This window comes from Bacillus fungorum (assembly GCF_002746455.1).
In the GTDB taxonomy this organism is placed as follows: Bacteria; Bacillota; Bacilli; order Bacillales; family Bacillaceae_G; genus Bacillus_A; species Bacillus_A fungorum.
On the sequence record NZ_NWUW01000014.1, the window covers coordinates 101,556 to 117,280 of the forward strand.

At 36.1% G+C, this 15,725-nt stretch carries 17 protein-coding genes; 1 reads left to right on the forward strand and 16 read right to left on the reverse strand.

Annotated features, from left to right (window positions below):
* Window positions 1-2: 2 nt before the first annotated feature.
* The 15 genes from CO726_RS19380 to CO726_RS19450 all read right to left on the reverse strand — a co-directional run bounded on the left by CO726_RS19380 (window position 3) and on the right by CO726_RS19450 (window position 12,660).
* Window positions 3-593 (reverse strand): histidine phosphatase family protein, encoded by a 591-nt coding sequence (locus CO726_RS19380; protein WP_099685349.1) that lies wholly within the window; start codon window positions 591-593, stop codon window positions 3-5.
* Window positions 594-711: 118 nt separating this feature from the next.
* Window positions 712-912 (reverse strand): 4-oxalocrotonate tautomerase, encoded by a 201-nt coding sequence (locus CO726_RS19385; RefSeq protein ID WP_281259847.1) that lies wholly within the window; start codon window positions 910-912, stop codon window positions 712-714.
* A 15-nt stretch (window positions 913-927) separates the two neighbouring features.
* Window positions 928-1,716 (reverse strand): 2-keto-4-pentenoate hydratase, encoded by a 789-nt coding sequence (locus CO726_RS19390; protein ID WP_099685351.1) that lies wholly within the window; start codon window positions 1,714-1,716, stop codon window positions 928-930.
* Window positions 1,717-1,719: 3 nt separating this feature from the next.
* Window positions 1,720-2,745, reverse strand: coding sequence for a 4-hydroxy-2-oxovalerate aldolase (gene dmpG, locus CO726_RS19395; RefSeq protein ID WP_099685352.1), 1,026 nt, complete (start codon window positions 2,743-2,745; stop codon window positions 1,720-1,722).
* Window positions 2,732-3,631 carry an acetaldehyde dehydrogenase (acetylating) gene (locus CO726_RS19400; RefSeq protein WP_099685353.1) on the reverse strand — a complete coding sequence of 300 codons (900 nt, stop codon included), beginning with the start codon at window positions 3,629-3,631 and terminating at the stop codon, window positions 2,732-2,734. The genes dmpG and CO726_RS19400 overlap by 14 nt, the downstream gene beginning before the upstream one ends.
* 30 nt (window positions 3,632-3,661) lie before the next feature.
* Entirely contained in the window at window positions 3,662-4,435 is a 774-nt protein-coding gene (locus CO726_RS19405; protein ID WP_099685354.1) for a 2-keto-4-pentenoate hydratase, read from the reverse strand.
* Window positions 4,436-4,563: 128 nt separating this feature from the next.
* Window positions 4,564-6,033, reverse strand: a complete 1,470-nt coding sequence (locus CO726_RS19410) for an aldehyde dehydrogenase (RefSeq protein ID WP_099685355.1) — start codon at window positions 6,031-6,033, stop codon at window positions 4,564-4,566.
* Window positions 6,034-6,045: 12 nt separating this feature from the next.
* Window positions 6,046-6,504 (reverse strand): RidA family protein, encoded by a 459-nt coding sequence (locus CO726_RS19415; protein WP_098760516.1) that lies wholly within the window; start codon window positions 6,502-6,504, stop codon window positions 6,046-6,048.
* The gene (locus CO726_RS19420) at window positions 6,482-7,519 is read right to left on the reverse strand and encodes an amidohydrolase family protein (protein ID WP_099685356.1); all 1,038 of its coding nucleotides are present in this window, start codon (window positions 7,517-7,519) and stop codon (window positions 6,482-6,484) included. The genes CO726_RS19415 and CO726_RS19420 overlap by 23 nt, the downstream gene beginning before the upstream one ends.
* On the reverse strand, window positions 7,504-8,043 hold the full coding sequence (nbaC, locus tag CO726_RS19425; protein ID WP_048552176.1) for a 3-hydroxyanthranilate 3,4-dioxygenase: 540 nt from the start codon (window positions 8,041-8,043) through the stop codon (window positions 7,504-7,506). Before nbaC ends, CO726_RS19420 begins: the two co-directional genes overlap by 16 nt.
* Window positions 8,044-8,082: 39 nt before the next feature.
* Window positions 8,083-8,622, reverse strand: a complete 540-nt coding sequence (locus tag CO726_RS19430) for an FAD synthetase family protein (RefSeq protein WP_099685357.1) — start codon at window positions 8,620-8,622, stop codon at window positions 8,083-8,085.
* A gap of 16 nt (window positions 8,623-8,638) precedes the next feature.
* Entirely contained in the window at window positions 8,639-9,385 is a 747-nt protein-coding gene (locus CO726_RS19435) for an IclR family transcriptional regulator (protein ID WP_099685358.1), read from the reverse strand.
* Window positions 9,386-9,533: 148 nt separating this feature from the next.
* Window positions 9,534-11,006, reverse strand: coding sequence for a 4-hydroxyphenylacetate 3-hydroxylase family protein (locus CO726_RS19440; protein ID WP_098760520.1), 1,473 nt, complete (start codon window positions 11,004-11,006; stop codon window positions 9,534-9,536).
* 251 nt (window positions 11,007-11,257) lie between these two features.
* Window positions 11,258-12,229: an SPFH domain-containing protein gene (locus CO726_RS19445; protein ID WP_087964264.1), complete on the reverse strand. Its 972-nt coding sequence runs from the start codon at window positions 12,227-12,229 to the stop codon at window positions 11,258-11,260.
* A gap of 2 nt (window positions 12,230-12,231) precedes the next feature.
* Entirely contained in the window at window positions 12,232-12,660 is a 429-nt protein-coding gene (locus CO726_RS19450; protein ID WP_099685359.1) for an NfeD family protein, read from the reverse strand.
* A gap of 273 nt (window positions 12,661-12,933) precedes the next feature.
* Here CO726_RS19450 and CO726_RS19455 point away from each other — a divergent pair, with 273 nt between their 5' ends.
* Window positions 12,934-14,151 (forward strand): MFS transporter, encoded by a 1,218-nt coding sequence (locus CO726_RS19455; RefSeq protein ID WP_099685360.1) that lies wholly within the window; start codon window positions 12,934-12,936, stop codon window positions 14,149-14,151.
* Window positions 14,152-14,196: 45 nt separating this feature from the next.
* Here the strand turns inward: CO726_RS19455 and CO726_RS19460 are convergent, their stop codons facing one another.
* Window positions 14,197-15,672 (reverse strand): amidase family protein, encoded by a 1,476-nt coding sequence (locus CO726_RS19460; protein WP_099685361.1) that lies wholly within the window; start codon window positions 15,670-15,672, stop codon window positions 14,197-14,199.
* Window positions 15,673-15,725: the final 53 nt, after the last annotated feature.

Here is a 15,725-nt window from a genome sequence, read left to right on the forward strand (position 1 = left end):
TTTTACATCCCGTCCAAATGATTCGTATCATTAATGACATGTATCGTTTTTTGTTCACCATCAATTTCAATTAAACTTATTCCCGTATCTCCCATTTTAAAATAATAATCCATTGAAATTGGCATTTTGAAAAACGCACGTAATAGACTATTTATTACACCACCATGTGCAACGATTGCAATTCGGTCATATGTATTCTCTGTCACGATTTTAGAAAAGATGCCTTCTACTCTCATTCTAAATTCAATAAATGATTCCCCGTTTTCAAAACGATCATGAAGAAACTTTGGCTCTGGATATTTTTTTGCCTCTTCAAATGATAAGCCAGCTTGTACCCCATTATTAAACTCCATTAGTTCCTCTTCTAATTGAATTGGGCATCCAATTCCTTCTGCTAACGTTTCACCAGTTTCGCGAGCACGTTTTAATGTACTTGCCCAAATGAAATCTGGCGGAAAATCTACTTTCACTTTCTGTACAAGTCTTTGCACTTGCTGTCTTCCCTTTTCTGTTAATTCAAAATCAGCTCGTCCTTCATGTACGTTTAAGATATCAGCTTCTGATTCTCCGTGGCGTATTAGTAGTATTTGCATGTTTATTCCCCCTTATCTCCTTAAAACCAAGAATAAATTTTAACATATTATTAAAACTTTTCAAAACATTAAAAGCAATCCCCATTCATAAAAGAATGAAAATTGCTTTTATTATCAACTATTTTTTATCTACACTAGCTTTAGATCTGCCTCCTATTCCCCAATGTGAACTTGGGATTTCATTCACTAAAACACGAACCCGTCCAACATCTACATCTAGTTTTTTTGCAACTGCCTCTGTAACATCTAATATTAGATTTTGAATTTGCTCCTGCTTTCTACCTTCTATTATTTGAATTTGTATAATAGGCATTTTTATCTCTCGCTTTACTATTTATTCACAAAACATCGCTACACTTCCTAAATCATCAAATTGTGCAATTATAGAATCTCCTGCTTTAAATGCAATCGCTTCAGATAATGCCCCACTTAATACGATATCACCTTTTTTTAATCCCTCATTTTGTAAACCAAGTTTATTTACCGCCCAAGCAATTGCCTCTGCTGGATGTCCCAGCACAGCTGCTCCTGTCCCAGTCGTAGCAATCTTACCATTCTTCGACATAACCATACCGATATTAGCTAAATCTATATCTTTAACATCAATCCATTTACTTCCCAACAAAAACTTTGAAGATGAACAATTATCTGCTACTACATCAGGTAATGTAAATTTAAAATTTACATATCTACTATCAATAACCTCTAAAGCTGGCGCAACATATTTCGTTGCCTTTAATACATCATCAGCTGTCACATTCGTTCCTTGTAAATCCTCACCCATTAAAAAGGCAATCTCTGGTTCTACTTTTGGATGAATCAACGTTTCATATTGCAATGGCTCCCATTCGAATGCTAGCATATCGTCCAACAAATATCCGTAAATCGCTTCATCAATCCCCATCATTTGTTGTTTTGCCTCACTCGTTAATCCAAGTTTCACACCAACTCTTTTAGAACCTTCGCTCATTTTTTGTTCAATTAAACATTTTTGCAATTTATAAGCATCTTCTACTGTTAAATCAGGGTGCTTATCCGTTACTTTTACTACTTCTTTCCTTCCTTTTTCAGCTTGAAGTAAATACTCCACAATTTCTATATCTGCCCCTTTCACTAAAGCCATCTTTTACACCCCCGTTTTTATCTTCGCTAATTCTGCTGCTACATCTAAAATCATATCCTCTTGTCCTCCAACTACTTTTCTTCTCCCAAGTTCTATTAAAATATCACGGGCATCTACATTAAAGCGCTTTGCCGCTCTTTCAGCATGCACTAAAAAGCTAGAGTATACACCAGCATATCCCATTACAAGACTTCCTTTTTGAATTTCTTGTGGTACAGGCAATAAAGGAGCAACAACCTCCTCAGCTAAATCCATCATCTTATATAAATCTACATCTAACTTATATCCCATACGATCCAAAACAGCGAGCAATACTTCTGTTTGAGCATTTCCAGCTCCTGCTCCAAGACACCGGACGCTTCCGTCAATACGTGTCGCACCTTCCTCAATTGCTACCACTGTATTCGTTACTGCAACCGAAAGATTATTATGACCATGGAAACCAATTTCAATATTTAAAGATTGACGCAAAGCACGAATACGTTCACGTACTTCATGAGGCAATAAAGCCCCAGCAGAATCTGTTACATAAACTGCTTCAGCACCATACCCCTCCATAAGTTTTGCTTGTTCTACTAGTTTTTCAACCGGTGCAGAATGAGCCATCATTAAAAAACCACACACTTCCATACCTAATTCTCGAGCAAAATGAATATGTTGAGCTGAAACATCCGCCTCTGTTACATGGGTTGCTACACGAACAAGTTTCGCACCGATATTTGCAGCTTGCTTTAATTCATGAATCGTTCCAATACCAGGAATTAACAAGACAGCTATTTTAGCTTGCTTACACTCATCTACCGCGGCTTCAATCAATTTCATCTCATTAATTAATGATTTTCCATATTGTAAGGTAGAACCACCTAAACCGTCTCCATGACTCACTTCGATATAATGCATACCAGCCTCGTCTAATCCCCTTGTAACAGATCGAACTTGCTCTTCTGTAAATTGATGTTTCATTACATGACTTCCATCACGTAAACAAACTTCCGTTATTTTCACTGGTCTTTCACTATTTCGCCTCATTCATTACACCTCTTTTCTTCTCCGAAATGATTTGCTTTGCAAATTCTTCACCTACTTTTAATGCCGCCGCTGTCATAATATCTAAATTACCGGCATAAGGAGGGAAATAATCCCCAGCTCCTTCAACTTCTAAAAATACAGTTACACGATCCCCATCAAACATTGGCTCTTGTTTCAAAGAGTAACCGGGAACATACGTCCTAACCCGTTCAACTATCCTATGAATTGCTTCATGGATAGAAACCTCATCCATATCCTTAACTTCACAATATACTGTATCTCTCATTAATATAGGTGGCTCTGCAGGGTTTAAAATAATTAACGCCTTCCCCTTGTCAGCCCCACCAATTTCTTCAATCCCACACTTTGTCGTAATTGTAAATTCATCAATATTTGCCCTTGTACCTGGTCCTGCACTTAAACTGGAAATTGTAGCAACTATCTCTGCATATGTAACATTTGCCACCTCATTAATAGCATGAACAATCGGGATCGTTGCTTGTCCGCCGCACGTAATCATATTAACGTTTTGCTTATCCAAAAAATCATTATTTCGAATAGCAGGACAAACAAATGGCCCATATGCAGCCGGAGTTAAGTCAATTACTATTTTACCAAGCTCTTCTAACGTTTTCGCATGATAACTATGTGCTTTAGCTGAGGTTGCATCAAATACAATATCAGCTAAGCTTGGATTGTCAATAATTGCTTGTATTCCATTATCAAAAACCTCGTATCCGGCTTCTTTCGCTCTCTTTAAACCATCCGATTCTGCATCTATTCCAATCATGGCATTCAGCTCTATGATTTCACTTTTTCTTAATTTATACATTAAATCCGTACCAATATTACCTGATCCAATTATAGCCGCCTTTACTTTCTGCACACCTATCCCCCCTTTGTTTAGCGCTTTAACCTAAATGAATGTAACAGAAACCAATCCGAGTGAACCGAAGTCAGCTTGTATACTATCTTTACTATTCACTGAGACTGCACCAGATAACGCACCTGGTAAAATTAACTCTCCTGCTTTTAATCCAATATTAAATTCATGTAGTTTATTAGCTAACCAAGCAATAGCTTGTGCAGGATGCCCTAATGCAGCCGCACCAGCACCCGTTGCAATTAAACTATTATTTTTATAAAGTGTCATTCCAGTTGTACGTAAATCTACTTTATCAATGCTAGAAAATGTGTTCCCAATTACAACTTTCGCTGACGAGCCATTATCCGCTACCGTATCGACCAATTTAATTTTCCAATCAGAAATACGACTATCAATTATTTCAAGTGTAGGTACAACATACTTCGTTGCCATTAGTACATCAATGTATGTAATATTAGGCCCTTTTAAATCTTTTTCTAAAATAAATCCTATTTCTGCTTCTACTTTCGGAGATACAAACGAACTTATTGCGATTGTACTTCCATTTTCTATTTTCATGTCATCTAACAAATGTCCATAATCTGGTTCATTTACCCCAAGCATCTGCTGCATCGCAACACTCGTAAGTCCAATTTTCTTTCCGATTACACAACGCCCATTCTCCAACTTTCTTTCTACTACTTCAAGTTGAATATTATAAGCATCCTCAACAGATAAATTAGCATATCTCTCAGTAAAAGGAGGTATCCCTACACGTGAATCTTCAGCCCGTAATAGTTCATCAGCTAATTCTTTAATTAACAATTGCTCTCACCTCATTTTTTTAATTTATATATCCTAAATCCTTTACATTGTAACTAGCCCCCACCCATCTACTTATTTTTATAAACACCAGATGGGAGCTCTTTGTATGTTAAGTTAAAATATTATCCTTATAATTTCATCGTTACCGTTTTAGCTTCCGTATAAAATTCGAAACTATGCCGTCCACCTTCTCTACCAATTCCACTTGCCTTTGAACCGCCAAACGGAGTACGTAAATCTCGGACATACCAACAATTAATCCATAGTAAGCCTGAATCAATTTGTGAAACCACTCGTTGCGCTCGTCTAAGATCATTTGTCCAAACAACTCCAGCTAGTCCATAAATGGAATCATTCGCAATGCGAATTGCATCCTCCTCCGTTTTAAATGGAATAACAACTAGCACTGGACCAAATATCTCTTCCTGCGCTACACGCATACTGTTATCAACATCGTATAAAATAGTAGGTTCATAAAAATTTCCTTCTACTAAACTTTCCACTCTTTTTCCACCATAGGCTAATTTTGCCCCTTCTGAAATTCCTATTTCTACATAGCGATCAACTGTTTCTAAATGAGATTTTGATACAAGCGCTCCCATATCTGTATCTTCAGAAAGAGGATCTCCAACTTTTATTCTTTTTACAGCCGCTACAAATTCCTCTAAAAACTGTTCATATACACTTTCTTGCACAAGTAATCTTGAACCAGCTAAACAAATTTCTCCTTGATTCCGATAAATAGCTTCAATTGAACCTTGTACTGCTTCATCTAAATCTGCATCATCAAATACAATATTTGCTGATTTACCTCCTAATTCTAATGAAACAGGAATTAAGTTATCTGATGCATTACGCATAATTGTCTTGCCTGTATTACTTTCTCCAACAAATGAAATTCTTCTAACAGCTGGGTGTGTTGTCATTTTTGTCCCGACAGTATTTCCTGGACCTGTAATAATATTAAGTACACCTGGTGGAAGTCCTGCATCATTTGCAATTTCACCAAGCATAACTGCACTTAATGGAGTATAAGAGGCCGGTTTGACAACAACAGTATTACCAGAAGCAAGTGCAGCTGATGCTTTCCACGTCATTTGCATAAATGGCAAATTCCAAGGAATGATTAAACTTGTCACTCCCGCAGGAGCATACTTTGCATATGACATAAAGTTATGTTTGTCATAGTGCTCGTGCACCATATATTTAGCCATTTCAGCAAAGAAGCGAAAATTATGAGCCGAACGTGGTATATCGAATCCTTTACTTTCTTTAATTGGTTTTCCAACATCAAGAGTTTCTATATACGCTAGTTCATCTACCCTTTCCATGATTAAATCCGACATTCTACATAAAATATGTGAGCGTTCTTCCACTGGAATTTTACTCCAAATACCACTTTTAAATGTACGTTCTGCCACATCAATTGCTCTTTTGGTGTCCTCTTCATTTGCCTTTGCAATAGATGCAAGCTTTCTATTCGTCGCTGGATTGAATGTATCAAACGTTTCACCACATACAGAATCCACATATTGTCCATCAATAAACAATTTCGCATCTTTCACTTTCAGTTTGTCCGCTAATAATTCTTTGTTCACCTTCCTTACCTCCTACTCCTCAATTTCTAAAACCATCTCAATTTCAATTGTTGTATTATTAGGCAATTGGGCCATACCGACTGCTGAGCGAGCATGTTTTCCTTTTTCTCCAAAAATATCTACCAATACATCCGATGCCCCATTCATTACTTTTGGCTGATTAATAAAATCTTCCGTACTATTTACAAAACCAAGTATTTTTACAATTCGTTTTATCTTATTTAAATCACCTAGTTCATTTCTCACAACACTTAACAAATTCAACATCGATTGCCTTGCCGCTTTATATCCTTCATCAATTGAAATATCTTTTCCTAATTTCCCGTGATACTCATCTACACCTTGTCCAGCAGTAAATAATAAGTTACCTACTCTTACACAACTAACATAATTTCCAACTGCTGGGCGAATAGCTGGTAGTGTAATTTCTAACTCACTTAGTTTATCCTCAGGTGTTTGTACTCTCTGCATATGCTACACCTCGTTTTTTTATATCAATATTTAAAAATTCCGCAGCATTTCCCCCAAGCATCGCTGCCCTTTGTTCCTCTGATAAACCAGCTGTTTCATCAATCACCTTTCCCGGGTCCACTTCTCGCAATAAAAACGGATAATCTGAACCCATGAAAATTTTTTCATATCCAAATCTTTCAATCATATATTTCAAATTAATAGGATCATAATTTAAAGAATCAAAATAAAATTTCTTTGCATAATAACTAGGAGGATGCGTAGTCAATCGTAAATGCGGCCATACTTTCCAACCTTGATCTAACCTTGGCAAAATATATGGGAAAGAACCCCCGCCATGCGCAAAACAAACCTTTAGCCGTGGAAACTTCTCCATTATCCCACTCCATATTAATGTAGCTGCCGCAAGTGCCGTTTCACTCGGCATCCCAACTGTGTACATAAAATTATGATGTGGCATTCTATCTCGACCTAATGTTTCCCATGGATGAATAAAGATTGGAACTTGCCACTTTTCAGCCATCCGAAAGAATTCAATAAACGATGGGTCATCTAAATTTTTACCATTTACGTTTGTACCAATTTCAATACCATGTAAATGTAATTCCGTTATACAACGCTCCATTTCACGAATTGCAGTTTCTCCATCTTGCATCGGAACCGTTCCTAACCCTACAAAACGATCTGGATATGCTAAAACTGTTTCTGCAATAAAATCATTTTGAATACGTGCCATACTTTCAGCTTCCTCTGGTTTGGCCCAATACGAAAATGTAACAGGAATTGGTGATAAAACTTGAATATCAACACCTTCACGATCCATATCTTCAATTCTTTTCTTAGGACACCATACTTGGTCTGTCACGTCCCGAAAATTTTTACCTCCAACCATAATACTTGCACCACATGTACAAGTCCGATTTAATATCGGCCAACGACCGCCACCAAACTTCTCTTCAAAATCTGGAAAAGTTTCAGGAATAATATGTGTATGAAAATCTATTCGCACTTCCATTCCTCCACTTCCTCTGGCATAATATGACCGCAGTTTTTACATGCTCGAATTTCTTTATTTGAATTAAAACTATGAATCGCTTCTTTTACTTGTTTTTCAATATCATTTAATTGGACACGTACACGATGCATTTCATGATTACATTCGTCACAGAACCAAACGAAATCCTCAAGTTCTCCTTGACTACGTTTTCTTTCAATTACGAGTCCATATGTGTTAGCAACACGATGTGGTGAATGCGGCACCATAGCTGGTAGCATAAATACATCCCCTTCTTTTACTGTGACGACTTCCCGCTTACCTTCCTCTGTAATACATTCCACATAACATTCACCTTTAATTTGATAGAAAAATTCATCTGAAGGATCTACGTGGAAATCACGTCTTCTATTTGGACCACCTAATATCATGGCGATAAACTCTGAATCTTGCCAAATAACTTTGTTATTTACTGGTGGCTTCAATAACTCCTTATTCTCATCAATCCATTTTAGTAAATTAAAAGATTGCAATGTTTTAGACATATTATTTCCTCCTCATGATTCCTTTTTATTTATATCGTTTTAAAAAGACCAACCGAGTAAAGAGCTAGACTTTTGCAAATCCCCATGGTAGACATAATCTCTAATTCTCGTTGAAGATATTCGCTCACCTTCATCACAGCAAACATCTTTCACTATAGAAATGTTGAAGTGTTCTCTTAGCAATTCAATATTTCCCTCACGATTTTTTCCAAATTTAAAATCTTGACCAATAAAAATTTCTACAGGGCTTAACCTTTTTATTTCTTGAATAAAACAACTTGCGCTTTTGTTTATATAAGACTGATCAAACCGAATTACAATTACATGTTCAACACCAAGGTTTTGAAGATGTTTCACCTTCTCATCAATAGTCGTTAATACTTGCGCTCCTTGAAAATATGAACGTGGTGGTGGATCAAATGTATACACAACGTTTGTTATCTTTAATGCTTTTGCCTTCTCAACCGCATTTTTAATAACCACTTGATGACCTTTATGCACACCATCAAAAGCACCAATTGAAACAATAGATTTCTTTAATTCCGGTATACACTGCTCATGTATATAAATGATTCTCACCTCTTTTCTTCTAAAGTTAAATTTCCAAATAGCCAAATTCCTTGGAAATCAAATTTGCCGTATTCATCACACTTTGAATTATGATTTCACGATTACTTCCCTGCATATACGATATAGGTCCAACAATATTAAGCGCCGCAATGGTTCTCCCAGTATAAGATCGAATAGGAGCTGCAATTCCATACAATCCATGCTCATTTTCATTATCACTAATTGAATAACCTTGTTTACGAATCTTTTGTAACTCTGTCTGGAATTGTTTGACGCAAGTAATTGTATTAGGCGCTCTTCGTAAAAGCCCTTTTTCTGAAGTATATTCTAACGGAGTTGAATGAAATGAAAGCAGTACTTTCCCTGTGCTTGTACAATACGCAGGTTCTCTTGATCCAACGTGCGTTGAAATTTGAATGGACTCCTTTGATGAAACTTTCAATATAAATACAACATCACCACGATCAAACATACCGATATGCACAGTACCACTAAAATTTCTTACAAGCTCTTCAACAAGTGGAATCGCTCCACTATAAATCTCTTGCTGAAACATGACTTGATTTCCCCACTCTAACAATTTCCAACCTAATCTATATTTTCTTTGCTCATCTTGTATGAGCATTCCTTCTGCACACAACGTACGAACAAGATGGTGAACCGTACTTGCATTCATATTTAGCTTTTCCGCTATTTCCGAATTACCCAGCACAGGCTCATCACCTGTAAAACAATTTAGAATTTTACAAATTTTACTGATAGAAGCGATCAAATCATTTACCTCCCCTATTCCAGTTACAATTCTCAAGTTTTAGATATTGTTAAAAATATAAGAAGATTTACATCCTAACAGTAAAATTCTTGTTTTCATCTATTGCTCCTTCCTTTTCAAACAAAAATGTAAGCGCGAACATTTTTGTTTAACTTAAGGCTCCTTCAGATGAACTCGATTGCAATGCATTGTTCACAAGTGAAAAAGTTTGTTGTTTTTTGTACGCATTATAAAACATTCCCATTTTACGCACTGGATCTCCAGAATAATAACGCTCATATTGTAATAACCGTTGTCCAAAAGCCTCACCACATAAGTCCCATGCTAATTTAAACAAACGAACCCGTTCCTCAGAGGATACTCCTTCACGCCCGATATAATATTTTTGCATATCATCTTGAATCTCGGGGTTCATAAAATCAGCACCTGTCGGTGACATTAATAATCCACCAGCACCTATGGTTTGAATTATCTCAATTGCCCGAGGATACATCTTAGGTAATAAACTGCGTATCGTATCAAGCGGCAGCCTCGCAGGAATAACTTCTCCATATGAATTCGTTTCATACTCATATTCAGCTACTTGCAAGAGAGCGCGTATCGTTTCAACATCTTGCATAAGCTCTGCTAACTGGTTTTGTACATTTAAAAAACCATCTACTCCAATCGAATCTGCTAATTTCATAGCTACTTCAGCAGCAAAAGATAGTTTTACTAACCCTCTTACCCCAGATTGATGAGCTGGTTGATGACCAATTCCGGTTTTAGGATACAATTGATTCCCAGCTTCCACACTTTGATAAATAAATACTTTATCCCACGGGATAAACACATTATGAAATACTAGTAATGCATCCATTTCCTCAAACCTTGATGCAAGCGGATGATCAAATAGCGATCGTTTTCCATCTTGCATTGGCTCACGACATAGAATTCTTAGACCTGGTGCGTCAATTGGAACTGCAAAAGAAATTGCATGACGTTCATCACCTGGTTTAAAGCTTGGATAGGAATATATTATTACCTCATCCGTAATCGGCGCCAGTGTCGCTAACATTTTAGCACCACTAACATACATCCCTTCTGCTGTTTCACTTACTACCCCTAAATGCATCGTTTCATCTTCTTGTTGATGAGAAGCCTTACTCCGATCATTTTGCGGATTAATAATTGCGTGTGTTAAAAATAAATCATTATCCCTTATATGTTTATAATAATTTTTTATATTCGCTCCCCATTCTGGATTAAACTTCTCAAAAAACCACGAATTACTTGCCATCGAAGTAACCGTTACATTTAAAAAATCAGGTGTTCTACCCATTAAACCATAAGTAGCTTTTGCCCACACTTCAAATAATTCACGGCGTACTTTTAAATCCTCATAATTTTTCGGTACTAAAAATGCATTTGATACCCTTTCTCCTGTCTCTTCGCATATATGAGTAATCTTATCTTGATATTCTGGATTGTGCTGCATATCATACAAGTTTGCAATTTGTATAATTGGTTCACGAAAAACATCTTCATTTACTACATCCGTTACTTTTCTCCCTCCAATCCAAATTTCAGGATTTCTTTTTCTCAATCCTTCAATATACTGTTCCCCTGTTCTAATTGCCATTCTTTCCCCTCCAATTTCCCATAATAATATACTAAAAAGTTTAGAAATTTCATTAGATGACTGAATTTTCAATTATTATACCAATTTTATTTCTTACAAATTCTCCTTGATTTCATATTATGAAATCAAGGAGAATTTTTTAGTGTATATGAAAAAGGAACGGTCTCCCGTCCCTTACTCATTTAATTTATAAATTAAAACAATGATAAAAAATAAAAAGAGAAATGGCATCCCATTTCTCTTTTTCACTCTTATTGTTCTTTTTCTGTATTATTTAAAGGCAGTTTCTTCGCTTGTTTTTCTTTAAAGATTTCTCCAATTGCCCCGAGAGTACCAAGTGTTTCAATTGCATTAGATGGAATAAAGACTTTATTTGCTGGCCCTTTCGCAACTTCAGCTAATGATTCAAATGATTTGTAAGCAAGTATACGTTCATCTAAATTCGCTTCACGAAGTAATTCAATTCGGTTTTGTTCTGCTTTTGCAATTTCCTCAATCGCTCTTGCTTCCCCTTGCGCTTCTAATTCTTTTGCTTCTTTAATACCTTCAGCTTCTCGAATACGTGCTTCTTTATCCCCTTCAGCCATTAAGATTTTACTTTGCTTCTCCCCTTCAGCACGAAGGACTTTATCTTGCTTTGCAGCTTCAGCTTCTAATATGATTGCACGTTTATTACGTTCTGCTTTCATTTGTTTTTCCATTGACGCTTGCACATCTTTCGGCGGATTAATATCGACAACTTCAACACGTTCAATGCGAACACCCCATTTTTCTGTTGCTTCATCAAGCGCTAAGCGAATTTCTGTTGAAATTTTTTCACGACCAGATAACGTTTCATCCAGTTCCATTTTACCAATGATTTGACGCATCGTTGCTGAAGTAATGTTTCGAACACCGTATTCATAGTTTGAAATACCGTATGTTGCAAGTTCCGGTTCAACAACTTGATAGAAAATAATCGTATCAATTTCTACTTGTACATTATCTTTCGTAATTACCTTTTGCGGTGGTACATTTGTTTGTTGAATACGTAAGTCATGATATACACGAACGCGATCTACAATTGGTATTAATAAATTTAATCCTGGCTGCATAACACGCTGAAACTTACCAAATCTTTCAACTACCCCAACTTTTTGCTGTGGAATAATTTTTATTGTTAATGCGATAAATGTAACAACAATTAGTGCAAATATAATCGTTAGCGTTAATGCGACTACCATATTTATTCACTCTCCTTTTTCACTTGTAATATAGTACTATTTCTCTTTATAACAACAACTTTTTCTCCAGCCTCAATTGGATCATCTGCAATAGCTGTCCAAGTATCTCCATCCACCTTCACAATACCATTCGCTTCATTTGTAATCGCTTGCATAATAATCCCTTTTTTACCGACTAGCATATCTACTGTATCAGTAAAACCTTTTGCTTCTCGAAAGTTTTTTGAAATTCTTTTCGTAAAGAAAGTCAGTGTTAAACTTACAATCCCACCAGCAATAACTTGTAACAGTAGTGCTTCAGGAGCAAATAAAGCAATTAGACCTCCGACAACAGCTCCAATTCCAAGCCAAAGCATGTAAAATGTAATCGACAACATTTCTGCAATAAATAAAATACCAGCTATTATAAACCAAATTACCCAAGCAGCCATATGCAACCCTCACTTTCTTTCTCGTTTTCTATATGTATATGAAGAAAAGAATGGTTTATCCGCCCTTTCTAATACATGGGCGCTTACTACAAGCTATTGTACATATTCACTGTTACAATGAGTATTATTAAAATACTATATTAATATATTCTTCATTATACATGAAATTTCCTTTCAAAAAGTGACAAAAAATTTACTTCTTTCAAAATTTATTTTTCAAATTATAATTATTATAACTACTGTCATATTTTTCCCAGAAAGGTTGTGTGCTGATTGCAAAATCGTTCATTAACTTACTATTTAGGATCAAAAATATGCATTACTCTCGCTGACATCGTATATATCATGATTATTACAACCCATATGTATATCACAACGAAATCAGCTACATTAACTGCTCTGTTTCCATTACTCCAAGTCATAACTAATCTTATAGCAAATACATCCGCACCACTTATAATGAATCGTTTTCCATCTTATTCATTACTGTTTACACTACAATGGTCAAAAACTGTCCTATTATTTTTATTAATGATATTATTCCCGGTCCTTTCCACAAACATTGTAGCACTATTAATTTTCATCTTTTTCATTTCATTATGTAGTGGCTGGAGCGCTCCATTATTATACGGTATCCTTCCTCGCCTTACACGGAAAGAAAATTTAGTAAAAGTAAATAGTATTTTTTCTTTTTCCACACAAATTGCGCAAGCCGCTGCTTATTCATTTACAAGTGTTATTGTTCTTCTTATCGGCGCTACTTCTACACTCATGATGAATAACATTTTGATGATTTTCGGATGTGTTGCACTACACGTTTCATTATGTTCCATATATACTGAACGAGTAATAGGGCCTTCTTCTTCAAAAGGCGCTGCTTTATTGGAAGGCTGGAAACTCTTATTTCGGAATCCTTCTCTCCGTACCGTTACATGTATGGACTTAATTGAAACTTTCGCAGGGACGATATGGATCGGTGCTATTACGATGGCGTATGTAACGACTGTCCTTCATAAAGGAGAAGAATGGTGGGGATATATTAATACAAGTTATTATGTCGGGACGTTAATTGGTGGGATATTAGCGTGGAAAATGAGTACATACATTCAAAACAATTTAATACGTTCCATGGCGATAGGCTCTCTTATGTTCAGTATTCTTACATTTTTATATGGAATGACAAGTAGCGGGTTTATTGCGCTTTTTCTATGTGTTCTAATGGGACCATGTTATCAAATTAGAGATATTTCTCAAACGACAGTTCTACAATCAAGTGTCGCCCCTACTTTACTATCAAAAATGTATACAGCTCATGGCGCACTCCTTTCCGCAGCTTCTGGTCTTTCTATGCTTAGCGTTGGAATTATTACCGATCTGTTCGGTGTTCGTACGATTTATATTCTCGCTTCTATCCTTATTTTATGCTCTGCTTGTTTATCATTTAACTTATTAAAATATGATAAGACAGAGCAAAAAGATATTTCACTTTAATTAACAAAATAAATAGGACAGGAATCCCTGTCCTATTTATTTTATTCATGATAAGTTAGGGATTTTCCGATGCTTTGTCGCTTGTTCAAAAGCATATGCTAGTTTAATCAAAGTCCCCTCAGAAAAAGCAGTGCCTGCAAGCGTAATTCCAAACGGTCTCCCGTTATCCATATATCCCGCCGGTATTACTATAGACGGATAACCTGCTTTCGCACATATAGTCGAGCCTATATAAGAAGGGAACAGAATCGCATCAAGATTATATTTTTCCAGTGCAAAATCAATGCCTTGTTCTTGTGAAAAATATATATCTTCTAATCTTGCATTTAAATATTCTGGATTTCTTAACGTATTAGGAAAATCTTTTCTTCTCTCTAACTTAGTTTGTCCATATTTCAGAGCCCTTTCTGCTATATTTTCATTAAACGCCATTAACTCTGAAATAGAATGCACTGGAATAGTGGAAGGTAATTTCGAAAGATAGTTATCTAAACTATGCTTTAATTCATAGAGCGATACATCCCAGCTCCATTCTCTATGAAAAGACGGAATATTAATATCCTCTACTACCGTCGCACCCTCACTACGCAATACTTCTATCGTTTCCTTAAACAAGCTTTCATCATACTCACCAGTTTCATAATAATCTTTTGGTGCATTACTATATACACCAATTTTCACTCCCTTTAAACCATTAGCATCGAGGTAAGACGTATAATCTTGATATGCCATTCCTTCACTTTTATGAGTAGCTACATCTTTTTCATCTACCCCAGTTAAGCTCCCTAGTAAAATAGCCGCATCTGTTACCGTTCTAGCAAAAGGTCCCGCTGTATCCTGTGAATAAGTAAGCGGAATAATTCCCCTACGACTAATTAGACCAACAGTCGGTTTAATACCTACTACAGAGTTTTGAACAGCTGGACTCAATATAGAACCATCTGTTTCCGTTCCAACAGATACTACTGTAAAATTAGCGGCAACTGCTATCGCAGACCCTGTACTTGAGCCTCCAACAAACATATCATCCTCACCTGTACCGTAAGGGTTTATTGTTTGCCCACCTCTTGCACTATATCCAGCCCACATGTCAAAAGACATTCCATTTGCTAATTCTGTCATATTTGTTTTTCCTATTATCACTGCTCCTGCTTCTCGCAGTTTTTTTACGAGAAATGCATCTTCACTACTTATATTTTGTTCTAGAGCAATCGTACCTGCACTTGTATGCATAGAGTCATTCGTTTCAATATTGTCTTTAAGTAAAACAGGTATACCGTGTAGTGGACCTCTTACACCTTTTGTTTTTCTTTCATGATCTAGCGCTTCTGCAATAAAGATAGCATCCGGGTTGATTTCTAAAATAGAATTGATTTTAGGTCCGTCTTGATCATACTTTGCGATTCTATGAAGGTAATACATGACTAATTCTTTTGAAGTTAATTGCCCAGCTGTCATTGCTTTTTGTATATCATGAATTGTTAATTCTTTTTGTAGTAGTGTATTGAACTGAATCTCCATCATCATTCTCCTTCTATAAAACCTTTTATTGATTACATGTACCTATTAGTTTT

Coding starts and splice junctions, on each gene's coding strand:
- CO726_RS19440 (WP_098760520.1), bottom strand. CDS start 11,006: ATGGCAATTAGAACAGGGGAACAGTATATTGAAGGATTGAGAAAAAGA.
- CO726_RS19450 (WP_099685359.1), bottom strand. CDS start 12,660: ATGGCTGCTTGGGTAATTTGGTTTATAATAGCTGGTATTTTATTTATT.
- nbaC (WP_048552176.1), bottom strand. CDS start 8,043: ATGTCTAAAACATTGCAATCTTTTAATTTACTAAAATGGATTGATGAG.
- CO726_RS19380 (WP_099685349.1), bottom strand. CDS start 593: ATGCAAATACTACTAATACGCCACGGAGAATCAGAAGCTGATATCTTA.
- CO726_RS19420 (WP_099685356.1), bottom strand. CDS start 7,519: ATGGAAGTGCGAATAGATTTTCATACACATATTATTCCTGAAACTTTT.
- CO726_RS19390 (WP_099685351.1), bottom strand. CDS start 1,716: ATGGCTTTAGTGAAAGGGGCAGATATAGAAATTGTGGAGTATTTACTT.
- CO726_RS19460 (WP_099685361.1), bottom strand. CDS start 15,672: ATGGAGATTCAGTTCAATACACTACTACAAAAAGAATTAACAATTCAT.
- dmpG (WP_099685352.1), bottom strand. CDS start 2,745: ATGAGGCGAAATAGTGAAAGACCAGTGAAAATAACGGAAGTTTGTTTA.
- CO726_RS19445 (WP_087964264.1), bottom strand. CDS start 12,229: ATGGTAGTCGCATTAACGCTAACGATTATATTTGCACTAATTGTTGTT.
- CO726_RS19415 (WP_098760516.1), bottom strand. CDS start 6,504: ATGCAGAGAGTACAAACACCTGAGGATAAACTAAGTGAGTTAGAAATT.